The organism is Pontixanthobacter sp. CEM42 (assembly GCF_017812015.1).
GTDB lineage: Bacteria > Pseudomonadota > Alphaproteobacteria > Sphingomonadales > Sphingomonadaceae > Pontixanthobacter.
The window spans coordinates 842,617-866,294 of the sequence record NZ_JADQTN010000001.1 but is presented as its reverse complement, the minus strand read 5'-3'; the positions used below and the strand labels follow the sequence as shown (position 1 = coordinate 866,294).

Genomic DNA, 23,678 nt, shown 5'->3' with positions numbered 1-23,678 from the left:
TGCTCAGAATGTTAGATTTCATCACACATGCAAGATTAGCTACCGGATTCCCTACATGATCCGATCACGCTACATCCTCGCAATAAGTGTATGTCATTTGACAAGCATGATGGTCAACTTTTCGCGGTTGTTCATATCCACATGCGTTTTGAAAAGTCCGGAGAGTGTTTTACCCTATGAAAGTGTAACTCCATCGTCGGAGAGATTATCAAAGATAATCCCGTACTTATAGGAGGTGTGTTAGGTTACAAGCGTAACCCTAGAGTCCTATTCTTCGCGGTCACCGCACTTTCCCTTGCCAAGACCCTGTTCCATGTGTTCCATCCTGTAAGACGTACCGAGGAGAAAACTGCTCATGACTGAAACTATCCTCGAACCCGATCTGCCGATCATCGATCCGCATCATCATTTGTGGGACTTGCGGCCGATGATGCCGATGTTTCCGGAGCCGCGGCATCCTTTTATCGAAACCTTGGTCGGCGCGCCTTATTACACGTTTGATGAGCTGCTCGCCGACACGCAGAGCGGTCACAACGTCGTCGGCACCGTCTTTATGGAATGCGGCGCGTTCTACGATGCAGCGCGTTCGGAAGCCATGAAGCCGGTTGGCGAGGTTGAATATGTGAACGGCGTCGCAGCGCAAGGCGCGAGCGGGCTCTACGGCGATTACCGTCCCTGCGCTGGGATTGTCGGGCATGCCGATATGACGCTCGGCGATGGCGCGCGCGAAGTATTGGAAGCGCTGGTTGCAGCCGGCTCCTCTGGTTCTGGGGGCCGGTTCAAAGGTATCCGCCATCAAGGCGCTTGGGATGCTGATCCCGATGTACTTGGCCCTCCCTTCCACGCGCCAGAAGGACTCTATGGAAGCGATGCCTTCCGGATGGGTTTCGTCAACTTGCGCGAAATGCAACTGAGCTTCGATGCCTGGGTGCTCGAGCCGCAAATCGGCGATGTGATTGATCTGGCGAAAGCATTTCCCGATCAACCAATCTGCCTCGACCATTGCGGCACGCCGCTCAACATCGCGTCGTACAAAGGCAAGCTGGAAGAGAATTTTGACCGCTGGGCGACCTCAATCCGCACGTTGGCTGAGTGTGACAATGTCTCGGTCAAACTGGGCGGATTGGCGATGGTCAATTGCATGATGCCCGATGAAGGCCCGGCCAAAGGTTACGGTTCGGAAGAACTCGCGGCGATGTGGAGGCCATATATCGAAACCTGCATTGAGGCCTTCGGAACGAAACGTGGCATGTTCGAGAGTAATTATCCGGTCGACCGCTGGGGCGCGACTTATCCGGTACTGTGGAATGCCTTCAAGCGGATCACAGCGGACTATTCGGATGACGAGAAGGCAGCGCTTTACGCAGGCAACGCAGCGCGCTTCTATTCGGTCGAGCACATCCTTCCCTGACCTTGCGTCATAGCAGCTTACGTAACGTCACCCTCGACACGGCACTCGCTGCACCATAGATCGCCCCGAACACCTCAACGCAAGTTTCATAACGCAACGGAGCATCCATGGCCGCCCTACCCGCACCTTTTGATCGCCTACGCCTGCCGGTTATCGGCTCACCACTGTTTATCGTATCCGGTCCGGAATTGGTGATCGCGCAGTGTAAGGCAGGCATCATCGGTTCGTTCCCGGCATTGAATGCGCGGCCATCTGGCGTTTTGGACGAATGGCTTCACCGGATCACCGAAGAGTTGGCGCAGCATAATCGCGACAATCCTGACCGGCCTGCAGCACCATATGCGGTCAACCAGATCGTCCACCGCAGCAATGACCGGCTGGAGGAAGACATGGAGGTATGCGCCAAATGGCAAGTGCCGATGGTCATCACCTCGCTCGGCGCGCGCGAAGATATCTTCTCCGCCGTCAAAGGCTGGGGCGGAATTACGCTGCATGATGTGATCAATGACCGGTTCGCACGCAAAGCTATCGAGAAAGGCGCGACGGGCCTGATCCCTGTTGCTGCTGGCGCTGGTGGCCATGCGGGCACACAGTCGCCGTTCGCATTGATGCAGGAAATCCGCAGCTGGTTCGACGGGTTAGTCGCGCTGTCGGGATCGATTGCGCATGGCCGCTCGGTGCTTGCGGCGCAGGCAATGGGTGCTGATTTCGGCTATATCGGGTCAGCATGGATCGCCACCGAGGAAGCCAATGCAGACGCAGCCTACAAACAGGAGATCGTCGACAGCAAAGCAGGCGATATCGTTTACACCAACCTGTTCACCGGGGTGCATGGCAACTATCTGCGCGGCTCGATCGAGAAGGCCGGGCTTGACCCGGAGAACCTGCCCGAGAGCGATCCGAGCAAGATGAACTTCGGCTCGGGCGGCAACAGCAAAGCCAAGGCATGGAAAGACATTTGGGGTTCAGGCCAAGGCGTCGGCACTATCGACAAAGTCGGAACCGTTGCTGATCTGGTCGATAAGATTGAGAGCGAGTATAACGCCGCAAAGGATGATCTGGCCGCCAAACTGGCGTGATTCAGCTCAGCGCTATTAACAGCGTGAAACCTCGACGATATCGCCATCATACGATGGCGCCAAGCGAAGCATGCTTCCATCTGGGCCGGTAATCTCTTCGAGAACCTCGATCCGGCCAAGCAGGACCAGTTGGTTGGCGAGCCGCCAGCCAAGACGCATCGCGAGATCGTCACTTTCGACGATATCCGATGTGAGGCTCAATTCTTGCCCGGTGAAAACCGAGAGACCATGGCTTTGAAAAGCGCCGCCCGGCGAACGTTCGAAGCGGATCAGAAATTCACTCGGAAACGCTCCTCCATTCGCCCAACTTTCCGCGGCCTTCCCGAGCTGCGCGGTAGAAGCGGTGTTCAATGATGGCGGCCACCCCACGGCCAGAGCATGATGTAATTCCGTGCCCAAATGCGCGCCCAAGGAGAGCAATCCGCGAAGCACGGGCAAGATGTAAGTACCGCCAGCCAAATGCGGTCCGGGCACTATCGCGACCGCTTCTGCTGCACCAGATGACCCCGCGTGAGTGCTTTGAACAAAACTAGCCAACGGTGCTGAACTGCCCGGAGCCAAACCAGTGATGTCGAAAGTCAGACCATCAATGACGACTTCCAACCAGTGTCGTCCATCGACGTTCGCGGGCGAAGCCGCCTCAGGATCATGGCTAATTGTGACGCCATCAATTGCCGCCACCGCCTCTCGCACGGACTCAATGGCTGGTCGTTTGCCCGTCGGAAAGAGCAAATACAGTCCTGACGGCTCTGCGGCCGCTGATTGGTCCGAATGTCCGGAAATAACTCGGCGCTCCTCCTAAACAATATCAGTAGCTTGCCGAGTATTAATGCTGCCGTCGAGTCTTAGCGCGTGGATAGCTCCGAAACCGATGCAGTTGATTAGAAAACGCCGAGCGCGAGGCCTTCGCCAAGTGCGGCGCCAAGCTCGCGACATTGCTTCAACTTTTTGGGGTCAACAGCCTTTTCGGCAAGGATCGCCTCGGGAGTTTGCGCATCAAAATTCACGATCATTGGTTCCGCGACACGCCGCAAACGCCATCCCTTCGCAATACGATCAATTTGACGCTGCGCGCCCTCGCCGTCTGAACCTGCCGCAATGATCGTCGCAAAGCCGCGCCCTTCGATTTGCCCAAGGATCGGGTAGTAAGTCTGGTCGAACATCTCTTTCATCATCCCGCTCATTGTCGCGAGATTCTCGGGGCAGACGAACAGGTACGCGTCCGCGTCGAGCAAATGCTGCGGCGTCACGTCTGCTGCACCGAGTAACTTGGCGCTCTGCCCTGCACCCTCGCCCGCCGCTTCAGCCATCGCTTTGCTTGCGCCGGTCCGACTGTGCCAGATGATGAGCAGGGTCTTGTCTGGTGGAGGCATGCGAGCGAACATCACGGATAGCTGTCGATTGTCAATCACCCGCCTTTGCTGCGCGCCCGCCAATGCGGTAGGTACAGCCATGGCTTCCCGTACACTCTCACCCGTATTCGGCGTAACGCAATCGCTCTCCGGCAAAGCCTGGCACTGGCGCGGCGGTAATATGGATATCGGCGGCTCAGGTGACGGGCTGGAGAACGATATCGTCACTCAGTTGTTGCTGTCACGCGGCGTCGCACCCGACGATATAGCACGACACAAGACGCCGACCTTGCGGAGCTTCCTGCCCGATCCTTCGCTGTTTCAGGACATGGAGAACGCCGCAGAGCGCATCGTGCAAGCGATCCTCGGCAAAGAAACGATCACCATCTACGGCGACTATGATGTCGACGGCGCGACCAGCTCTGCATTGATGATCCGCTTGCTGCGGATGGTTGGATGCGATGCGGGATACTATATTCCTGACCGTTTGCTGGAAGGATACGGTCCCAGCGGTTCTGCATTGGTCAAGTTGGCAGAAGAAAGTTCCAGCCTGATTGTCACTGTCGATTGCGGCGCGATGGCATTTGAAGCGCTGGAAATGGCACGCGATGCCGGCGTGGATGTGATCGTCGTCGACCACCACAAATGTGCGCATGAATTGCCTAAGGCAGCGGCATTAGTGAACCCGAACCGGCTGGACGAGAATGACGAAGCCGCGTCGCACGGTCACCTTGCTGCAGTTGGCGTCGCTTTCCTGCTCGCTATTGCCGTGGTTCGGACATTGCGGACGCAGGGGTACTTTGAGAATCGAGCCGAGCCCGACTTGCTTTCACTCCTCGATCTGGTTGCGTTGGGCACGGTAGCCGACGTTGCCGCGCTGCATGGCCTGAACCGAGCGTTTGTTGCGCAGGGCCTGAAAGTCATGGCGAAGCGCGAAAATATCGGCATGTCCGCACTCATCGATGCCAGCAGGCTCAAGCGCGCGCCAGTTTGCAGCGATCTTGGCTTCGCACTTGGGCCGCGCATTAATGCAGGTGGCCGCGTTGGCGAGTCGACACTCGGTGTACGTTTGCTCACCACCGAAGATCATGATGAGGCACGTGAGATTTCTGCGCAGCTATCGTCTCTCAATGAGGAGCGCCGCGCTATTGAGGCTGCGGTTCAAGAGGCAGCCGAAGCTCAGATCGCCGCCCAGCATAATCGCTCGGTTGTCGTTCTCTCAGGCAAGGGTTGGCATCCCGGCGTGATCGGCATTGTCGCGGGGCGGATCAAAGAAAAGACCGGCAAGCCTTCAATCGTAATCGCCGTCGATGAAGAGAACGGAGAAGGCAAAGGCTCCGGACGTTCGATCTCAGGCGTGGACTTGGGCGCCGCGATCATCGCAGCGCGTGAAGAGGGTTTGCTTGTCGCTGGCGGCGGACACGCGATGGCAGCGGGCCTCACGATCAATGCCGACAAGCTGGACAAATTTGCAGATTGGCTCGATGCCCGTCTTGGGTCGGCGGTATCGAACGCGCAAGCAACGCAAGAATTGAAGTTGGACCTAGCCGTTGCCCCGCGCGGTCTTGCACCGTCTTTGGTAGAACGGCTTGACGAAGCCGGACCATACGGGATTGGCTGGCCCGGACCCAGAGTTGCAGTCGGCCCAGTCCATCTGATCAAGGCGGATATTGTCGGCACCGACCATTTGCGTCTGATCGTTGGTGGCGAAGATGGCGGCTCGCTCAAAGCAATTGCCTTCCGAGCAGCCGATACCGAAATGGGTCAAGCAATCCTGCACGGAGCAAAGGGGCGCAAAATGTGGCTGGCCGGTCGTGCGAAGATTGACGATTGGGGCAGCCGACCTGCTGCCGAACTGCACCTTGAAGATGCAGCTTGGGCAGATTGATACAAAAATTCGTCCAAGACAGCCGATAAAGCCGCTTCAAAACCGCGCGCGAGGCTTGACGCAGAACAATCTCGCCCCTAATTGCGCCGCCACGCCATCACTATGGCCCCTTCGTCTAGCGGTTAGGACGCGGCCCTTTCACGGCTGAAACACGGGTTCGATTCCCGTAGGGGTCACCAGTGATGGCGATTTTTTGTTCCAGCTTCACTGAAATGTGACGAACCGGATCAGAATGGCCCCTTCGTCTAGCGGTTAGGACGCGGCCCTTTCACGGCTGAAACACGGGTTCGATTCCCGTAGGGGTCACCATTCTGGTGACAAATATTACAACCCGACATAACTGGTAGCGCAGGCCAAGGTGCAACGCTAAGGCCATCAATATATGGACCGCAGCGGCACTCCCCTCTGGCCTGGACTCGCTCTCGCAGCAGCGACCTCCATCGCGCTCGTCGCTTACGGAGTGAACCCTTGGCTGACACTGGCCGTTGCGCTGGTATGGGCAGGATCTCTGTTCCTGATCGCAATCAACCCGCCGGCAGAAGAAATCATCAAGGTCGAAGACCCGTTCAGCAGCGACAACATGGCGCAGTTGGTCGAATATTCAGGCACGCCGATTCTGGTGATGGAAGGATCGCGCATTACGGTTGCGAACCGTGCCGCACGCAAGCTTCTTGGCAAGCATATCATAGGGCAAGACATGCGTGTCGCCATGCGCCATCCCAAGGCGATCAAATTGCTCGAATCGAAGAAGAATGGCGCTGCCAATATCCAAGGGCTGGTACGGCGGAGGGATGTATGGCGGATCAATCGCCAAAATCTCGGCAATGGGGTGTCGGTTGTGGAGTTGCTCAACCAAACCGCCGAGACCGATATTGCGCGATCGCACACCGATTTTGTCGCCAATGCCAGTCACGAATTGCGTACGCCGCTCGCCTCGATCCTTGGTTATGTAGAGACGATCAAGGATAGCGAAGGCAACCTTCCGCCTGAGAAAACCGAGAAGTTTCTTGATGTTATTCTCGGAGAAGGCCGCCGACTGCAAAGTCTGGTCAGTGATCTGATGTCGCTTTCGCGAATTGAAGCTGAGAAACACGATAAGCCGCGCGAAAACCTACCACTGGCAAAATTGATTGAGCGCGCGTCGAAGGATGCTGCTGGATTGGAAAGAGCAGACCGTCTCGAATTCGACATCGAAAAAGACATGACGGTATTGGGCGACGAACGGCAGCTTGAACAACTCGTCCGCAACCTCGTCGATAACGCGCTAAAGTATGGTGATACGGACGGAAAAGTCACTGTATCTCTATCAGAAACAGATAATGCGGAAGCGAAGATATCGGTGACTGATACGGGCAACGGCATCGATCCTGAGCACATTCCCTATCTTACGAAACGCTTTTATCGCACCGATCCTGGACGCAGCCGCGCCGCAGGCGGCACCGGGCTAGGCTTGGCAATTGTAAAACACATTGTGGAGCGTCACCTCGGACGCCTCGACATTGCCAGCGAGCTTGGCCAAGGGACAACAATCAGCGCACGGATTCCCGCGCAAGACACTTAGTCGGGGTGATTGTCATGTTCTTGTCATATTCGTCCAACATCGGTGAGGTCCGACAGGCTATGATTCTCTCCGAGAATTTCGTTTCTGAATGGATTTCCTCGTGCACAACCCAAACGCCGCAATCAGGCACAACACTTTAGGATCTGCTTGAGCGATGTCGCCAGCTATTCTCCTACTGCTTGCCGTTGGCCTTGGCCTTGCCGGTTGGATTGCCGCCCGTTCGCGTGCTTGGGCCTTCCGCCGCGATAAGGATGTGGGGCGATTGGCCGCCCTACCCGTTTATCATGGTTGGTATGTAGCGCTGTGGGTCATCGTGCCGCTGGCAGCGTTCATTTCACTGTGGCTCGTCGCTTCGCCTTATTTGGTTGAGCAATCAGTTTTGATGTCTCCCGCGGCATCAGATCTCCCGGCAGCCGGTTTCCAGCGTGACACTCTGCTCCGCGAGGCGCTGGCCGTTGCAAGCGGTACTTCGCCGGGCGTGTTTAACGAGGCTGCAAAGCCGCTGATCGAGCCATTCCGCGAAGCACTGTCACGTTACAATCTGATCGGCATTCTCAGTACTTTGATCATCGGCTTTCTGTGCGGCACGTGGGCGTTTCTGAGGCTGAAGCCTGATTTCACTGCGCGCACTCGGGTAGAGAAAACCGTCATGGCGGCGCTGTTGCTCGCATCGCTTGTGGCGATCCTGACAACACTTGGGATTGTCGCCAGTCTGGTGTTCGAGACGTTCCGTTTCTTCGGCATGGTCAGCCCGATCGACTTCCTTTTCGGAACGCAATGGGGCCCGGACCCGATGGGCAATCCGCAAAATCCAGATCCAACCCGGTTTGGCGCTGTCCCCCTTTTTTGGGGCACTATCTTCATTGGCGCCATTATCGCGATGATTGTCGCGATTCCGCTCGGCCTCATGAGCGCGATCTATCTTACGCAATATGCAGCCCCTCGCGTTCGCAGCTGGCTGAAACCTGCGCTGGAGATCCTCGCAGGTGTTCCAACCGTCGTATATGGCTATTTCGCGGCGCTCACCGTGGCGCCCTTCATTCGCGATTTGGCGGCCATGATTGGGATTAGCGGTGCCTCCAGCGAAAGCGCATTGGCAGCCGGTCTCGTAATGGGCGTGATGATTATCCCGTTTGTTTCATCGATGGCCGATGATTCCATTGCCGCCGTCCCGCAAGCAATGCGCGATGGCAGTCTGGCTATGGGCGCAACTGAATCGGAGACGATCAAGCGTGTGCTTATTCCTGCTGCCTTACCCGGTATCGTAGCCGGGATCATGCTTGCAATCAGCCGAGCGATTGGCGAAACGATGATCGTGGTCATGGCCGCATCGACTGCTGCCAATCTGAGCGCAAATCCGCTCGACAGAATGACCACCGTAACCGTGCAGATCGTAAAAATGCTAACCGGTGAAGGCAGTTTCGATCACCCGGCGACGCTTAGTGCGTTCGCGCTCGGCTTCGTGCTGTTCTTGGTAACGCTCGGATTGAACTTTATCGCCTTGCGCGTTGTGAAGAGGTTCCGCGAAGCTTATGACTGACGCAGTAGCCTCCGATACCAACGCGCGTCTTGCCACCCGCAGCGCAGCTTTTGAAGCACGCTTGCAGAAGCGTTACGCTGCCGAAAAGCGTTTCAGGTTTCTTGGCCTGTTTGCGGTCTTTTTCTCAGTCGCAGTGCTCGCTTTGCTCCTCGTTAATATGACAGTGAACGGGATCGGCGGATTTCAGCGCGCCGAACTGGCAGTTCCGGTCGATTTTGCCGAGGGCGGAATTGCTGCCGATCCCGCTGCTTTGGCGCGGCCCGACGCATTGCGAATATTGGAAACGCAGGGCTTGCCCGAAATACTCGAATTCTACGCTCAGGAATCGTTGGGCGAGGAAGCAGCTGCAGAACTGAGCGGCAATGCATGGCGAGAAGTCGGCCAAGACATCATCGCCAACCCCGCGCTGTTGCGAGAGAAAACGACCTTATGGCTGCCAGCGTCGGCTGACCTGGCAGGCGGATATGATGGCGAAGGCGCGCTGGAAATGCGAGCTTTGGCGGACAGACTGCGAGCTGAGGACAAGCTCGATAAGCGTTTTGATTTTGGGTTCCTCGAACGCTCCGACGCAACCGACCCGCAGGCAGCCGGCATTTGGGGAGCGCTCAAGGGCTCGATGCTCACGATGATCGTGACGCTGCTGCTCGCTTTTCCGATCGGGGTAATGGCAGCGCTGTACCTTGAAGAATATGCGCCCAAGAATCGCTGGACCGACTTTATCGAGCTGTCGATCAATAACCTTGCGGCTGTCCCATCGATCATATTTGGCCTGTTGGGACTGGCGGTGTTCCTAACGCTGTTCCCCGGGGTCCGGTCAACGCCAATTATCGGCGGTATGACACTCGCACTGATGACGCTTCCGGTCATCGTAATCTCGGGCAGAAACGCGATCAAAGCCGTGCCGCCATCTATCCGCGACGGGGCACTTGCGGTCGGTGCTTCTCCGGTCCAAGTCGTGTTCCACCACGTACTGCCACTCGCCCTGCCCGGTATTTTGACTGGTACCATTATCGGTATGGCACGTGCGCTGGGAGAAACTGCTCCGCTGCTGATGGTTGGCATGCGTTTGTTCGTGTCCACACCACCAGACGGCTTCACCTCGCCAGCGACCGTATTGCCGATGCAAATCTTCCTGTGGTCCGATGAAGTGGACCGCGGTTTCGTGGAACGCACATCGGCTGCTATCATCGTGCTACTGCTGTTCCTCCTCGTGATGAACGGTCTCGCTATCTATCTGCGCAACAAATTCGAGAAAAAATGGTGACAAAGATCCATCCCAATCTTGAGGCGACCAACGCCAAAATGAACGCGCAGGGCGTGTCCGTTTATTATGGAGACAAGAAAGCTATCGACGACGTATCGATAGAGGTTCCGTCAAAATATGTGACGTCGTTCATCGGCCCTTCGGGCTGCGGCAAATCGACTTTCTTGCGCGTTCTGAACCGCATGAACGACACCATCCCGACCGCCCGTGTCGAAGGCGACATTACGCTGGATGGTGAAGATATTTACGGCAGCAACATGGATGTCGTCCAATTGCGCGCGCGCGTTGGTATGGTGTTCCAGAAGCCTAACCCGTTCCCCAAGTCGATTTATGATAACATCGCCTACGGGCCGAAAATTCACGGCTTTGCCGAAGGCAAAGAAGAATTGGATGAAGTTGTAGAGCGTTCGCTGGTTCGCGCGGGCTTGTGGAACGAGGTAAAAGACCGCCTGACCGACAGCGGCACCGCACTATCAGGCGGCCAGCAGCAACGTCTTTGCATCGCGCGGGCCATCGCGGTCGATCCTGAAGTAATTCTGATGGACGAGCCTTGCTCTGCACTTGACCCGATTGCGACTGCAAAAATCGAGGAACTGATTGCCGATTTGAATGACAATTACGCGATTGTCATCGTGACGCACTCTATGCAGCAAGCAGCGCGCGTGTCGCAGCGGACGGCGTTCTTCCATTTGGGACATATCGTTGAATATGGCCGCACTTCCGACATATTCACCAATCCGTTAGAACAGCAGACCCAAGATTACATCACAGGGCGGTACGGATAATGAACGACCATACAGTCAAAGCGTTTGATGAAGACATCACCCGCCTACGCGGCTTAATCGCCGAAATGGGCGGATTGGCCGAATTGTCGATCCAGGAATCGCTAGAGGCGATGCTCAAAGGCGATGCCGCGCTGGCCAAAGGTGTGGTCAAGCGCGACAAGAAGATCGATGCGCTGGAATCCGAAGTCGACAAGCTGGCGGTCCGGATCATTGCTCTGCGCGCACCAATGGCCGACGATCTGCGTGAAGTTATCGCAGCATTGAAGATCGCTGGCGTGGTCGAGAGGATCGGTGACTATTCCAAGAACATCGCAAAACGCGTGAAAGAAGTCGAAGAGCGCAAGCATTTTGAGCCGCTCACGCTGCTACCCGCCATGGGCGAAATTGCCGCTGAAATGGTCCATGATGTTTTGACAGCCTATGCCGCGCGCGACCCGATTTTGGCCCGCGAAGTGATTGCGACGGATGAGAAAGTCGACGCTTTTTACAACAGCATCTTCCGCAATGTTGTCAGCTATATGGTTGAGAATCCTGCGACTATTTCGAGTGCGGCACAATTGCTCTTCGTAGCCCGCAATATCGAACGGATCGGTGATCACGCGACCAATGTTGCCGAGATGGTGCATTTCGCCGCAACTGGCAATTACCCGCCTGACGAAGACGCATAAAGCGGTGATTGTCGCCGAATTGTAACAATCTTGGCGCCGTGTAGCGTGTAACAGTCGTGTCGTGAGAATCGCGTCTGGTTAGACTCGTTGAGGTAATGTGACATGTCCGCTGCCAAGCTACTGCTCGTTGAAGACGATCCAGCCCTGTCGGAGCTGCTGGAATTCCGCTTCGAGAATGAGGGCTATTCGGTCCGCTGCACCAAGGATGGCGATGATGCGCTTGTTCTGGCTGCCGAAGACACTCCGGACTTGATTATCCTGGATTGGATGATCGAGGGTACCAGTGGGATCGAAGTCTGTCGCCAGCTACGCCGCGCTAAAGAAACAGCCCACGTCCCGATCATTATGCTCACTGCGCGTGAGGATGAAGATGACCGTATTCGCGGGCTTAATACAGGCGCAGATGACTACGTGACCAAACCCTTCTCTCCCCGTGAATTGCTTGCGCGTGTTGCAGCGGTTATGCGCCGTATCCGGCCTGTGCTCGCGGGTGAAGCAATCGAAGTCGGGGACATGCGGCTCGATCCCGTGGCACATAAGGTTGAGCGGGCAGGTACGCCAATCAAGCTTGGGCCGACCGAATACCGCCTTCTCCAGTTTTTTATGGAAAGCCCCGGACGCGTGTTCTCGCGCAATCAGCTGCTTGACGGAGTTTGGGGAACCGAGAGCGATATCGAACTCCGCACTGTGGACGTCCATATAAGGCGCCTACGTAAAGCGATTGAATTGGACGGAAAGAAAGATCTGATCCGCACAGTCCGCTCTGCTGGCTATGCGCTGGAGGGCTAAGCCCGCACTTTACCTCTGAAGGACAAACAAAAAAGGCCGCTCCATTGGAGCGGCCTTCCTATTATTGTCGCTATTAAACTCAGCTACCCAAGATTGATGGGAAAATACCCACAATCAGAATAGCCGTCAGCGCAAGTGGGCAGACCCAGCGGACCAAGAAGCGCCAGAACTGGTGCAAGCCCCCGTCGAGCCCGTTCTCTGCATCCACAAGTTGGCGATCAGCCACCCAGCCTACGAAGATAGCGGTTAGCAACGCGCCAATCGGCATGAACAACTTGGCCGTCACGCTGTCTAAGACAGAGAATACGCCTTCGCCTTCAAAGAGCGGTATGAAACCCAGCGGATGGAAATCCGAAATCGCGTTAAACGAATAAGCCGACGCAACCCCGAGCAGCAATGCCATCGATGCAACCAACGTTGCCGCCTTGGCGCGGCTCATATCGAACTTGCCCATGGTCCAGGCGGTCGGTCCTTCCATGAGCGAAACCGAACTGGTCAGTGCGGCAAAACCGACCATAACGAAGAAAGCCAGGCCGATCAGAGAACCCGCAGGCATTGATTGGAAGGCATGTGGCAGAACGTCGAACATCAAGCCAAGACCGCCATCCGAAGACAGGCCCGCAGCCAGAACAATCGGGAAGATGCACAAGCCAGCAACCAGCGCGACCGAAGTATCGGCAAAAGAAATCATCGTCGAAGTCTTGGCCAGATTGACCTCTTTGCCGACGTAGGAGCCGTAGGTCATCATACCGGCAACACCCAGCGATAGTGAGAAGAACGCCTGTCCGATTGCAGCAAGCATGACATCGCCGGTCAGCTTGGAGAAGTCGACCGTGAACAGGTAAGACACGGCCTCTCCGAATGCTCCGCCGAATGCTCCGTAAATGGTAATACCCAACAGCAGCATGAAGAACGCTGGCATCAGCCAAACCGAGGCAACTTCGATACCGCCCGAAACGCCGCGAGCGACGAAATATACCGTCACAAGCACAAACACCGCGTCAAGGAGGGCCATCAACCAGCCCTTCTCCAACAATGTCGGGAATATCTCTTTGATGCCCTCGGGTGTCATATTCTGAAGCGCACCGCCTGTTACACCGCTTTGGAACAGATCGGCGACAAAGATACCAATGTAATAGAGCACCCACCCACCGATCACGCAGTAGAAGGCAAGGATCATAAATGCGGAGAGAATGCCCAAGCCGGCAAGGCCCGACCAAGCCGTCGAGGCTTTGGATTCCTCCGCCATCTTCTTGACGCTCTCAGTCGCGGACGCTTGCCCGTGCCGACCGATCAGTGTTTCTGCCAGCATAATCGGCAAGCCGATCAGCAAAATGCAGAAGATGTAGAACAGCACGAATGCGCCGCCGCCATTGGCCGCAGCCTCTGCAGGGAACCGAACAAGATTTCCCAGTCCAACAGCGGCCCCCACCGCTGCAAGAACAAAGCCTGTGCGCGATGACCAACCGTCACGCGATGAACCGGTAGCTGCTACCATCTCTAAAAATCCTCCCAGAACGCATTGTTTGCGCTTGTCATGCCGGGCTTGTGCAATGAATTTACGCCTTAGTCGAGACAGGATTTGCGCAAATCCCCCGCTCGGCTAGAAGCATCTGCATGTCTACGACCTTCCAACTCGATACATCGACCAGCCGCGCCAACCCCACGCCGGCACCCATGAAACGCCTGACGGTGCCGAAAATCCGGCGGCGCAAAGTTGATGGGGTCACTGAAGAGCCGCTGGTTATGCTGACCGCATATACCGCACGCCAGGCGCAATTGCTCGACGCACATTGCGATATGCTTCTCGTCGGCGACTCTTTGGGACAGGTCATTTACGGCTTGCCATCGACCATTCCGGTCACCCTGGAAATGATGGCCAATCACGGTGCAGCGGTGGTTCGCGGCAGCTACCACTCGGTCGTCGTGGTCGATATGCCATTTGGATCTTACGAAGCGTCCAAAGAGCAAGCCTTCGAGAGCGCATCCTATCTGCTCAAGGAAACCGGAGCCGCCGCAGTGAAACTCGAAGGCGGCGAAGCAATGGCGGAGACTGTTGAGTTCCTGAACAAGCGAGGCATCCCCGTGATGGGTCATGTCGGCCTTACGCCACAGGCAGTAAACGTCCTTGGTGGCTATATGGCGCGCGGACGCAGCGATAGCGAAGCGGATAAGATCGTAAGCGACGCCAAAGCACTCGATGATGCCGGCGCATTTGCTGTGGTTATAGAGGGCGTTGTCGAACCGATTGCAATCGCCACTACCGAGGCGATCGGTTGCCCGACCATCGGCATCGGTGCATCGGCCAAATGTGACGGACAAGTGCTGGTTACCGAAGATATGCTCGGCATGTTCGAACGTGTGCCGCGCTTCGTGAAGAAGTATGATGACATTGCAGGTATGATCGAAAAAACGGTCGAGACTTACGCTGAAGAAGTGCGCGATCGCAGTTTCCCCGGGCCTGAACAAACATACCAACCAAAAAAGTGACGCTCTGATTGCGCGTCAGCCAAACGCCCGCTAGCAGCGCGCGCAAGCACTGACAGGGTATCCCATGGCAACGCTGCTGCGTTATTATACATTTTCGCTGGTATTCACGGCAATCTGCCTAGCGCTCGCCACCTGGTATGGCTGGGCAAGCACGGGCACGATTGGCGGCACTCTGTCGCTGCTGTGGATCGTAATTGTGCTATCGATCCTCGAAGTATCGCTCAGCTTCGACAATGCGGTCGTCAACGCGACCGTACTTCGCGAGATGGACGAGGTTTGGCAGCGGCGCTTCCTCACTTGGGGCATCTTGATCGCAGTGTTCGGTATGCGGATAATCTTCCCTATCGCCATCGTTGCCATCGCCGCGAATATTGGTCCGATTGAGGCGGTCACTTTATCGCTCAATCAGCCCGATGAGTATGAACGGATTGTATCGGACGCACATCTTGGCATTGCCGGATTTGGCGGGGCGTTCCTCGCGATGGTGGGCCTGACATTCTTCTTCGATTCCGAGAAAGACGTGCACTGGATCGCCAGTATCGAACGCGCAATCAATCGGTTCTCCAGCGTTCCCGCAGTCGAGATTGGGCTGGTCTTGCTGCTAGTTTACGGGATTTCGACGACCCTAACTGGCGAAGACGCCATCACGTTCTTGACCGCTGGTATTCTCGGTCTCGTAACATTTATCGGCGTCCACGCCTTGGGCGCGATTATCGAGCAGCGAGAAGCACGCAAACGAGCAACCGGTGAGATCGTAAGGTCGGGCTTGGGTGGGTTTCTGTATCTTGAGGTGCTCGATAGTTCGTTCAGTTTCGATGGCGTGATCGGAGCGTTTGCGCTGTCGAACAATATGATAGTGATTGCGCTAGGTCTGTCGGTCGGTGCGATGTTCGTCCGGTCAATGACGATCCATCTTGTGCGTCAGGGCACTCTCGCCCAATATCGCTATCTTGAGCACGGCGCGTTTTGGGCAATCATTATCCTCGGCGTGATCATGCTGCTCTCGGCCAAGATTCACATCCCAGAGACGATAACCGGCTTGATCGGCGCTGTCCTGATCGGGCTGTCGCTATGGTGGTCCATCCGGTCTAATCGCCGCGAAACTGCAGCTAGCGCTGACGGGCAGCCCAGCGATTAGCCAGCGGCGCGGATACGACCAACTGAAGCAGATGGTAAATCAGCAGCGGCACTAATATCAATCCTGCTTCATCGGCCGAAAACATCACCAACGCTAGCGGCGCACCCATGGCGATGCTTTTGTGAGCTCCAGCGAATGTGAACGATATGCTGTCGCCATCTGACAGCGCAGTCGCTCTTGAAACCAACCAAGCACCGAAAAATGCGAACAACAGCGCTAGCGAGACGAGCAACGTCAACCAGCCCCAAGCAACGATATCCAATCTGCTCCAGAGATCTTGTTCTACCGCGCCGGAGAAAGCGACATAGACCGCAATCGCGATGGCGATTCGATCCATCCAACCGATTGCTAGTGGGTGGTCTGCAAGAACGCCTTTCAATCGGGATTGAAGGAATTGCCCTAGTGCAAAAGGCAGCAGCAAGATCGCGAATATCTTGATCAACCCGTCAGAGCCAAGTTCGACAATTGCCCCGCCGCTAAACCAGGCAAAGATTGGCGCACTGATAAAGACACCAAAAATGTTGAGGAGCGCCGCGGAAACGACCGAGCTTGCAACATTTCCGCCTGCGAGCGAGGTATAGGCGGTAGCTGACTGTACGGTGGATGGCAGCACTCCCAGATAGAGGAAGCCCAAGGCAACCAGCGGTGGCAAGATTGCGGTACTCAAGGCCCACAGCCCCCATCCCGCTATCGCCATTGCGCCAAAGCACCAGAGAATGAGCGGCAATAACAAACGCCAGTTCCCAATGCCTGTAGCGACATCGCCGCGCGACAACCGAATCCCATTGAGGAAGAACAGAACGAAAATGCCAACATTGGACACCAACTGCGCTGTATCGCGTGCCGCCCCGGTGGCCGGCAGAATTGTCGCGAGCGCTATCGCAAGGATTAACATCCGGACCATCAGGTCTACTCCGGCGAACAGTTTGCGCATTGCGGCGCCCTTGCCCGCGAGCACGTGAAAAGTCGAGGCTAGCTGATAGCCTAGTCCGGCATCCGGTTCAGTTTGGCCTCAAGCACCGCAGCCAATGCTTCGCCGTCCTCGCGCTGGCGATATGCAATGGCCAATGCTCGTGTCGCATCTTTGCTCATGGGTTGAATCGCGTAGGCGCGTTCGGCCATCCCGATGCCGAGATCGACCTGCCCCAATCGCAATGCTATTTCAGAGCGGAGGGATAGCATCAGCGGATCGCGTGCGCGTCCATTCGCGATGGCATGATCCGCAAAAATTGCTGCATTTGGCCAGTCTGCACGCAACGCGGCAGCCACCGCCAGCAGTCCCGCAGCCTCGGCATTTCCAGGATCACCCACCAAGTGGCTAGCCAATGCAGCCAAGGCATCATCCTGTCTGCCCAATGCCAGCAAGGTCTTTACTCGCTTTCGAGTAAGCACCCACGGCCCACGAATAGCAGCAGCCTTGTTGTAGTGGTCCAGTGCTTCTTCAAAGCGCCGCGCGGTCAGACTTGCGTCACCTGCCAGCGACAATGCATCGGATGAACCGGGAAAGCGTTCCAAGAAACCTCCAGCGGCAGTTCGTGCCGCTTCAGGGTTGCCATTGAAAATTCGCGCGCGAACGAGCGCAAGAGCATCGAAGCCGGTCGATGGCCCCCTCGCCTCCGCAACATCCAATGTCGTGCCGCTTTGTACCGCCACCAGATTGCCCGAACGCCGCTTCGCGGCAGTATCGAGATATTGCGCAGCTTGGTCTCGCTGATCCAAGGCTTCATGAGAGCGGCCCACCAGTGTCCGCAGATATGGCGACGCACTGGGTCGGGACGCAATCTCACCGTAGCGATAAACCAGCTCACGATCATTGCCTCCAAGCGACAGCGCCCGCGCGAGCAATTGGCGCACGCGGCGATTATCGGGCTGCGCAGATGCAAGCCGTTCAAGCACCTGCGCCGCGCTGGCATAATTGCCGTTCTCAATATCGATAATGCCCGCAAGCAACATCGCCGCAGGCATATCGCGATCAGCCTTGCTGCTGCGCGCCAACAAGCTCTGCGCGAGCTGGAACATCCCCGCGCGTGCCGCCAGAACTGCTTGAAGATAGAAAATGCGACGGTTCGCCGGGTCAATGCGAGCGATCTTGCGAATGGTCACTAGCATATCGCGCGCGCGACCCAGTTCACCTAGCGTCGCCGCATAGTCCGCTAGCAGACCGACGTCGTCAGGATTGCGTTCCAACGCTCTCTCAAACCACGGAATCGCTGCGGCCATCCCCTCGGAATCGCGAAGCAGTTGCGCACGAAATTGCAATGCAGCGCCGTTTTCGGGATCAAGTTCAACTGCGTAGATACTCGCTTCGACTGCTTGGGACTGCTCGCCACCGCGATAACGCAGGCGGCCGATATCAACCCAAAGTTCGGCATTTTTACGCTCGACGGCGAGAGATTTGTCGAAGGCATCACCCGCGGCGGGCAAATTCCCTTCGCGCATTTCCAAACGCGCCAACATGTGAAAACCGTGCCCGCTTGTATCATCGGAAAACTCGCCGCTTTCCAGCCATTGGCGCGCCTCGACCAGTTCACCTTGCAGCAGTTCCGCTTCACCAAGAAACGCTGCCACTTCGGAGCGACTGGTGCCGTTCGCCATCATGTCACGTAATACAACCTCTGCTGCCAAGCCGTCGCCAGACGCAAGAGCTGCATTTGCGCTTTCAAGCGGCGTCAGATCGGCAGCCGTGTCACCGCAAGCCGCGAGCAACAGCAACGCTGCTGCAGCCAGTGGCCTCAGCTTGGTGAGATCACGCGTGAAGGTCATATTGCTTGAGCAGATCATATAGCGTTGGCCGGCTGATCCCCAGCAGTTTGGCAGTATTGGAGATGTTGCCTTCGCTGCGCGCCAACGCATGTCGGATAACTTTGCGATCAGACTGCTCGCGCGCGCTCTTCAGATTGAGAAGCTGCGAATCCGCCTCGCCATCACTATCCAGATCGAGATCTTCAGCACAAACCAGTTTGCCATCAGCCATAATAACGGCGCGCTTCACCCGGTTTTCGAGCTCACGCACGTTACCGGGCCAGCCCCATCCATCGATCACCGCTAGCGCATCGGCGCCAAAGCCCTTCACTTGCGGGTTCATTTCAGCGGAGAAACGGTTGAGGAATGCCTTGGCGAGCAGTGGCGCATCGCCTGGGCGCTCAGCCAGTGTAGGGATGTTGATGACAATCTCTGCAAGGCGGTAGAACAAGTCTTCGCGGAACCCCCCCTCGGCTATCATCGCTTCCAGGTTCTGATGCGTTGCGCACACAATTCGTGTGTCCACGGCAATCTGTTTGCGGCCGCCAATCCGTTCGATCGTGCGTTCCTGCAGGAAGCGGAGCAATTTAACTTGTAATGGCAGCGGAATATCACCGACCTCGTCTAAGAACAGCGTACCGCCATGCGCCTGCTCAATTTTACCTTCGGTCATTTTCACAGCGCCGGTAAATGCGCCCTTCTCATGCCCGAACAACTCGCTCTCGAGCAGGTTCTCAGGGATCGCAGCACAATTGATCGCAACAAAGGCGCCTTCTCGGCGATCACTGGCATCATGCAGTCCCTTGGCCAGCAATTCCTTACCCGTACCACTCGCACCCAGCAGCATTACGGAAACACTATTTTTCGCCACTCGCTCAATCGTGCGAGCGACTTTGACCATTTCGGGAGCGGCAGTGATGAGAGTGCCTAGAACGGTCTTGTCGTCACCAACCTGCTCGGCAAGTCTGCGGTTCTCGTCCTCTATCTGCGTCAGATTGAGCGCGCGGCGAACGATCAGACCAAGCGCTTCGATATCGACCGGCTTCTGGTAGAAGTCATACGCCCCCTGCTCGATCGCCCGCAGCGCACTTTCGCGTGCGCCGTGACCCGACGCAACAATCACCTTGGTCTCTGGCTTGAGCGCCATAATCGCGTCGAGGACGGCAAAGCCTTCGGTCGTGCCATCCGGATCTGGCGGCAGCCCAAGATCGAGCGTTACGACCGCTGGCTCTTCCGCGCGCAAAGCTGTCAGCGCGCTTTCGCGATCACCGACAATGGTCACATCGAAATCTTCATATGCCCATTTGAGTTGCGCTTGGAGCCCCGGATCATCTTCAATGATCAGCAGCTTAGGCAGTGGAGCGGGTTTTTCCTGTGCCATTATGCAACCTCGGCAGTTTGAGTGGAGTCGGAAGAATTGAGAAATTCGGCAACCGCGGAGAGCGGGAAACTGACAATGAAGCGCGTGCCCAAACCTTCGCGCGAATCGACTTCCAACCGGCCACCCATGGCGCGAACGATTTCACGTGCTTCGAATGCGCCAATGCCGAAACCGCCGTTCTTTGATGAAACGAAGGGTTTGAACAGACCGGTGCGGACAAATTCAGGACTCATCCCGACGCCCGAATCGACCACTTCGATGCGGGCGCGGACGCCGTCGGCGCTGACGTCAAGATAGACGGGAGAACCTGGCTCACTGGCATCGATAGCGTTCTGTACCAGGTGAACCAGCGCTTGCTCCAACCCTTCTAAATCAGCGCGAACTTTTGTCTTCTCGCTGCGGATCAGTGAAACTGCGTGAACGCCCTCATATTGACTGACGACACGCTGCGCGACTGTGCACAAATCGATATCCTGGTAATTTTCCGATCCGTTCGCTCCGTATCGACCAAGCCGTGCCAACAGCGCATTGAGCTTGTCCGCACTGTTACGGAGTGTGACCAGCATATCTGCGCGGAACTCAGGGTTATCGGCATGGTGTTCAGCGTTGCGCGCCAGGAGCGAGAGCTGACTCGCGAGGTTCTTGATATCGTGCATCACAAAGGCGATGCGCCGGTTAAACTCGTCGAACCGAGCCGATTCCATCAGAGCCTCTTGGCCTGATTGCTCGGCGAGATAGCTTGCGAGTTGTTGACCGACGACTTTTAGAAGATCGAAATCTTCCCAATCGAGACGGCGAGGATCCGCTGGCCGCGCCAATACAACAACACCGGTGATACGATCAAAATGCAGCAACGGGACGACAGCCCATGCGTTGGTTTCGTCTCTGATCCATTCGGGCAGCAAGCCCACTTCGCCATGCTGGTCGATGCCTTTGCGCGCATCATCAACATCGAGGATGAAACTCTCTTGCTCGAACAGCTTGATCAGCTCTGCAGAGAGCGGGTCAGACGGCACTTCGACAGTGTTCCACGCCCACTGCGCCGCCAGTTCAAAACCCTCATGCTCGGCCGGAAGCAACAAAAGGCCTGACGGACTGTCAGTGATGTCGGCAATCGACTTGATGATCCGCTCTTGCAGTGGTTCATTGGCACGATCGCCATGCCCGATGGTTTGCGTGAACCGCAGCCATTCCGCGCGATAGTCATAGCGGTGCTGGAACAGATGCTTGATAGCAATGACGCGGACCCACCCGCGCAGCCGCTGTGAAGGCAGCCAAAGCAGCGCGCAAACAACCGCGATGAAAATAAACCCGACCTGCGCCAAACGACCCAGGTCACCAACCAAAACCGACAGCGATTGTGCAATACCGGCCATCAGCAGCAGATACGCGCCGATCGCCAGCAGCGACAAGGATTGGAAGGTCACGCTGCGCGACGGCTTCAACCGCATAATCGCGTAAGAGCGCTTCGAGCCTATCGCGAGCGGGATCGCGATCAGGCCAACAACCAGCCCGCGAATAATGACCAGCTCTTGCGGGGTCGCTCCGCCAATATAAGCGGCAGTGAAGAAGTGCAGGTCGAAGGCCCACAGAGCGGCCAGACCACCCGCGCTCCACCGCAGCATCGGGCGAGCTGTAGGCGTTGCGCCGACATACAGGTTGTGCACCAGCATCAATGCGCCGACCGACACCATAATGTGGAACAACGCCGACATTTGGAACACCAACTCGTGCAATTGCAGCGTAATCGCCAGTTCTTGGCCGACAAACAGCAATCCGATTTGCAGCAGTTCCACGAAGGTCAAAACTAGGATGACCGCCCGCATCGGCTTGAGAGACTCGTGTCGGCCATCCAATGCGAACAGGCGGAACAGCACAAATATCCACGCCAGGTTGCGGCCGATCTCCACACACAGTGCAGGCAAGGATGCTGGTCCCAAAGCCGCAACTACAAGGCACCACAGTGCAGTCAGGCCGAGAGCGCCAATCAGACCCTGATGATCGGGCCGGTCCTTGTCCCCGCGCGTCGCGATCCAGACAGCCGAAATCGCGCAGAAGGCACCGCCCACCAAATAGAGCGCAAAGCCCACGAGACTAGAAAGATCCGCAACGCCGGGCATCAGCGGGCACCCTCGGGCCACAACACAACACGCAGCGTTTGCAGCAGGATCAGCAAGTCCAGAAACGGTGTGTAATTCTTCGCGTAATAGAGATCGTACTCCAGCTTATGCCGCGAATCCTCTATCGACGCTCCGTACGGGTAATTGATCTGAGCCCATCCGGTAATGCCGGGCTTCACCATATGCCGTTCGGCATAGTAAGGCAGCTTCTCTTCCAGATCGCCGACGAATTTAGGAACTTCGGGACGCGGCCCGACAAAGCTCATCTCGCCTTTCAGAACGCTCCAGGTTTGCGGCAGCTCGTCAATCCGCACTTTGCGAATGAACTTACCGAGGCGCGTTACGCGCGGATCATTCTTCTCCGCCCATTTCGCACCGTCTTTCTCAGCATCAGTGCGCATCGAGCGAAGTTTGATTAGATGGAAGTTCTGGCCGTACAGCCCGACGCGTTCTTGACGGAAAAATGCCGGTCCCTTGCTGTCGAGCTTCACCAACAACGCAAACAGAGCGATGATCGGGAATGTCAGCGCGAGCAGCAGGCAGCTTGCGACTATATCGAATACGCGCTTGGCAGCGCTGGAGAACATCCGCCCCGATGAGAAACCATCGGAGAAAATCAGCCAGCTCGGATTGACGGAGTCCAGATCGACCCGGCCAGTCTCACGTTCTACGAAACTACTGAAATCATTGATGTGGACGCCCATCGTCTTCATTCGCAGCAAATCCTTGAGCGGCAACGAATTGCGCCGTTCTTCCAGCGCGAGGACAACCTCGCTGGCATCCAGATTTTCCACGAATTGGCCAAGGTCGCGGACTGCAGCCCGCGGGATTGCGTCCTCAACAACCTGCGCGCCTTCATTCATTCCGATAAAGGAGACAATTGCAAAACCGGCACCCGGGTTCTCACCCAGTTTTTTGAGCCGCATTGCGCGATTGCCTGCGCCAAGCACCATCACCCTGCGGCGAAACGCCGATCGACCCAAAAATGCGCCAAGCAGCAGCCGATTGAGCAGCAGTAGCGTCACCGATATGCCCATCGCGTAGAGCAAAGTAGATCGCCAAAAAGTCGATCCGGGAGTTAGAAAGTCAATGAAGGACAGCGCAATGATACCGAGGCTGACCGCCACGAGCAGTCGGGCGCAAGCGAACCGCATAGAGCGCAACGCATCGCTGCCATAAACCCCCACCGAGACCATCGCCAGCCAGACAACACCCACGAATCCACCCAGAGAGAGCCCGCGCTCTCCCATTGGCCCCGGATCCATCCGGATCTGAGATGCGCGCAGCAACCACGCCAGTTCACCGCCCAGCAACAGCAGGGCAAGGTCGAACAGCGCCAACAGCATGACCGCATTCGGTATGTAATGTTTAAATAATCGGATCATCTATCCCGGTCCGGCAATCCTTCGAAGGATCACCGGAGTACGGGAAAGATATGAAATGTCGGTAAACTTTACAGTGGCGCCAAAT

19 protein-coding genes and 2 tRNA genes are annotated in these 23,678 nt (G+C 56.5%); 13 read left to right on the top strand and 8 right to left on the bottom strand.

The window, feature by feature from the left end; translation table 11 throughout:
* Positions 1–355 precede the first annotated feature (355 nt).
* Positions 356–1,411: an amidohydrolase family protein gene (locus J9777_RS04175; RefSeq protein WP_209347503.1), complete on the top strand. Its 1,056-nt coding sequence runs from the start codon at positions 356–358 to the stop codon at positions 1,409–1,411.
* 107 nt (positions 1,412–1,518) lie between these two features.
* Complete coding sequence (locus tag J9777_RS04170) at positions 1,519–2,490, top strand: nitronate monooxygenase family protein (RefSeq protein WP_209347502.1); 972 nt, start codon at positions 1,519–1,521, stop codon at positions 2,488–2,490.
* 15 nt (positions 2,491–2,505) lie between these two features.
* Here J9777_RS04170 and J9777_RS04165 read toward each other — a convergent pair whose 3' ends face one another.
* Both J9777_RS04165 and J9777_RS04160 read right to left on the bottom strand, forming a co-directional pair.
* Complete coding sequence (locus J9777_RS04165; RefSeq protein WP_209347501.1) at positions 2,506–3,222, bottom strand: hypothetical protein; 717 nt, start codon at positions 3,220–3,222, stop codon at positions 2,506–2,508.
* Between the two features lie 149 nt (positions 3,223–3,371).
* Positions 3,372–3,863: a flavodoxin family protein gene (locus J9777_RS04160; RefSeq protein ID WP_209348599.1), complete on the bottom strand. Its 492-nt coding sequence runs from the start codon at positions 3,861–3,863 to the stop codon at positions 3,372–3,374.
* A gap of 79 nt (positions 3,864–3,942) precedes the next feature.
* On the opposite strand from J9777_RS04160, the gene recJ reads away from it, so the two are divergent.
* From recJ to phoB, 9 genes are all read left to right on the top strand, one after another.
* Positions 3,943–5,730, top strand: a complete 1,788-nt coding sequence (gene recJ, locus J9777_RS04155) for a single-stranded-DNA-specific exonuclease RecJ (RefSeq protein ID WP_209347500.1) — start codon at positions 3,943–3,945, stop codon at positions 5,728–5,730.
* Between the two features lie 104 nt (positions 5,731–5,834).
* A tRNA-Glu gene (locus tag J9777_RS04150) sits at positions 5,835–5,909 on the top strand.
* Between the two features lie 55 nt (positions 5,910–5,964).
* Positions 5,965–6,039, top strand: a tRNA-Glu gene (locus J9777_RS04145).
* A gap of 73 nt (positions 6,040–6,112) precedes the next feature.
* Positions 6,113–7,291 (top strand): ATP-binding protein, encoded by a 1,179-nt coding sequence (locus tag J9777_RS04140; protein ID WP_209347499.1) that lies wholly within the window; start codon positions 6,113–6,115, stop codon positions 7,289–7,291.
* Between the two features lie 154 nt (positions 7,292–7,445).
* Positions 7,446–8,831, top strand: a complete 1,386-nt coding sequence (gene pstC / locus J9777_RS04135) for a phosphate ABC transporter permease subunit PstC (RefSeq protein ID WP_209347498.1) — start codon at positions 7,446–7,448, stop codon at positions 8,829–8,831.
* Entirely contained in the window at positions 8,824–10,095 is a 1,272-nt protein-coding gene (pstA, locus tag J9777_RS04130; RefSeq protein ID WP_209347497.1) for a phosphate ABC transporter permease PstA, read from the top strand. Before pstC ends, pstA begins: the two co-directional genes overlap by 8 nt.
* Entirely contained in the window at positions 10,089–10,880 is a 792-nt protein-coding gene (gene pstB / locus J9777_RS04125) for a phosphate ABC transporter ATP-binding protein PstB (RefSeq protein ID WP_209347496.1), read from the top strand. Before pstA ends, pstB begins: the two co-directional genes overlap by 7 nt.
* The gene (gene phoU, locus J9777_RS04120) at positions 10,880–11,548 is read left to right on the top strand and encodes a phosphate signaling complex protein PhoU (protein WP_209347495.1); all 669 of its coding nucleotides are present in this window, start codon (positions 10,880–10,882) and stop codon (positions 11,546–11,548) included. The genes pstB and phoU overlap by 1 nt, the downstream gene beginning before the upstream one ends.
* Before the next feature lie 102 nt (positions 11,549–11,650).
* Positions 11,651–12,337 carry a phosphate regulon transcriptional regulator PhoB gene (gene phoB, locus J9777_RS04115; protein ID WP_209347494.1) on the top strand — a complete coding sequence of 229 codons (687 nt, stop codon included), beginning with the start codon at positions 11,651–11,653 and terminating at the stop codon, positions 12,335–12,337.
* Between the two features lie 79 nt (positions 12,338–12,416).
* Here the strand turns inward: phoB and J9777_RS04110 are convergent, their stop codons facing one another.
* Positions 12,417–13,835, bottom strand: coding sequence for a sodium-dependent transporter (locus J9777_RS04110; RefSeq protein ID WP_209347493.1), 1,419 nt, complete (start codon positions 13,833–13,835; stop codon positions 12,417–12,419).
* 119 nt (positions 13,836–13,954) lie between these two features.
* Here J9777_RS04110 and panB point away from each other — a divergent pair, with 119 nt between their 5' ends.
* Positions 13,955–14,827 (top strand): 3-methyl-2-oxobutanoate hydroxymethyltransferase, encoded by an 873-nt coding sequence (gene panB / locus J9777_RS04105; protein ID WP_209347492.1) that lies wholly within the window; start codon positions 13,955–13,957, stop codon positions 14,825–14,827.
* A 64-nt stretch (positions 14,828–14,891) separates the two neighbouring features.
* Entirely contained in the window at positions 14,892–15,965 is a 1,074-nt protein-coding gene (locus tag J9777_RS04100) for a DUF475 domain-containing protein (protein ID WP_209347491.1), read from the top strand.
* Here J9777_RS04100 and J9777_RS04095 read toward each other — a convergent pair.
* The 5 genes from J9777_RS04095 to J9777_RS04075 are packed head-to-tail and all read right to left on the bottom strand — an operon-like array spanning position 15,937 to position 23,593.
* Positions 15,937–16,899, bottom strand: a complete 963-nt coding sequence (locus J9777_RS04095; protein ID WP_209347490.1) for a bile acid:sodium symporter family protein — start codon at positions 16,897–16,899, stop codon at positions 15,937–15,939. The genes J9777_RS04100 and J9777_RS04095 overlap by 29 nt on opposite strands.
* A 50-nt stretch (positions 16,900–16,949) precedes the next feature.
* Complete coding sequence (locus tag J9777_RS04090; protein WP_209347489.1) at positions 16,950–18,728, bottom strand: tetratricopeptide repeat protein; 1,779 nt, start codon at positions 18,726–18,728, stop codon at positions 16,950–16,952.
* Positions 18,712–20,088: a PEP-CTERM-box response regulator transcription factor gene (gene prsR / locus J9777_RS04085; RefSeq protein ID WP_209347488.1), complete on the bottom strand. Its 1,377-nt coding sequence runs from the start codon at positions 20,086–20,088 to the stop codon at positions 18,712–18,714. The genes J9777_RS04090 and prsR overlap by 17 nt, the downstream gene beginning before the upstream one ends.
* Positions 20,088–22,208 carry an XrtA/PEP-CTERM system histidine kinase PrsK gene (prsK, locus tag J9777_RS04080; RefSeq protein WP_209347487.1) on the bottom strand — a complete coding sequence of 707 codons (2,121 nt, stop codon included), beginning with the start codon at positions 22,206–22,208 and terminating at the stop codon, positions 20,088–20,090. Before prsK ends, prsR begins: the two co-directional genes overlap by 1 nt.
* Positions 22,208–23,593, bottom strand: a complete 1,386-nt coding sequence (locus tag J9777_RS04075; protein ID WP_209347486.1) for a TIGR03013 family XrtA/PEP-CTERM system glycosyltransferase — start codon at positions 23,591–23,593, stop codon at positions 22,208–22,210. The genes prsK and J9777_RS04075 overlap by 1 nt, the downstream gene beginning before the upstream one ends.
* Between the last annotated feature and the right edge of the window lie 85 nt (positions 23,594–23,678).

What these genes read in the sequence shown, in the direction of transcription:
- pstC (WP_209347498.1), top strand. Translation starts at nt 7,446, where the DNA reads ATGTCGCCAGCTATTCTCCTACTGCTTGCCGTTGGCCTTGGCCTTGCC.
- J9777_RS04095 (WP_209347490.1), bottom strand. Translation starts at nt 16,899, where the DNA reads ATGCGCAAACTGTTCGCCGGAGTAGACCTGATGGTCCGGATGTTAATC.
- recJ (WP_209347500.1), top strand. Translation starts at nt 3,943, where the DNA reads ATGGCTTCCCGTACACTCTCACCCGTATTCGGCGTAACGCAATCGCTC.
- pstB (WP_209347496.1), top strand. Translation starts at nt 10,089, where the DNA reads ATGGTGACAAAGATCCATCCCAATCTTGAGGCGACCAACGCCAAAATG.
- panB (WP_209347492.1), top strand. Translation starts at nt 13,955, where the DNA reads ATGTCTACGACCTTCCAACTCGATACATCGACCAGCCGCGCCAACCCC.
- J9777_RS04175 (WP_209347503.1), top strand. Translation starts at nt 356, where the DNA reads ATGACTGAAACTATCCTCGAACCCGATCTGCCGATCATCGATCCGCAT.
- J9777_RS04100 (WP_209347491.1), top strand. Translation starts at nt 14,892, where the DNA reads ATGGCAACGCTGCTGCGTTATTATACATTTTCGCTGGTATTCACGGCA.
- J9777_RS04160 (WP_209348599.1), bottom strand. Translation starts at nt 3,863, where the DNA reads ATGCCTCCACCAGACAAGACCCTGCTCATCATCTGGCACAGTCGGACC.
- J9777_RS04075 (WP_209347486.1), bottom strand. Translation starts at nt 23,593, where the DNA reads ATGATCCGATTATTTAAACATTACATACCGAATGCGGTCATGCTGTTG.
- J9777_RS04110 (WP_209347493.1), bottom strand. Translation starts at nt 13,835, where the DNA reads ATGGTAGCAGCTACCGGTTCATCGCGTGACGGTTGGTCATCGCGCACA.
- pstA (WP_209347497.1), top strand. Translation starts at nt 8,824, where the DNA reads ATGACTGACGCAGTAGCCTCCGATACCAACGCGCGTCTTGCCACCCGC.
- phoB (WP_209347494.1), top strand. Translation starts at nt 11,651, where the DNA reads ATGTCCGCTGCCAAGCTACTGCTCGTTGAAGACGATCCAGCCCTGTCG.
- J9777_RS04140 (WP_209347499.1), top strand. Translation starts at nt 6,113, where the DNA reads ATGGACCGCAGCGGCACTCCCCTCTGGCCTGGACTCGCTCTCGCAGCA.
- J9777_RS04090 (WP_209347489.1), bottom strand. Translation starts at nt 18,728, where the DNA reads ATGACCTTCACGCGTGATCTCACCAAGCTGAGGCCACTGGCTGCAGCA.
- prsK (WP_209347487.1), bottom strand. Translation starts at nt 22,208, where the DNA reads ATGCCCGGCGTTGCGGATCTTTCTAGTCTCGTGGGCTTTGCGCTCTAT.
- J9777_RS04170 (WP_209347502.1), top strand. Translation starts at nt 1,519, where the DNA reads ATGGCCGCCCTACCCGCACCTTTTGATCGCCTACGCCTGCCGGTTATC.
- phoU (WP_209347495.1), top strand. Translation starts at nt 10,880, where the DNA reads ATGAACGACCATACAGTCAAAGCGTTTGATGAAGACATCACCCGCCTA.
- prsR (WP_209347488.1), bottom strand. Translation starts at nt 20,088, where the DNA reads ATGGCACAGGAAAAACCCGCTCCACTGCCTAAGCTGCTGATCATTGAA.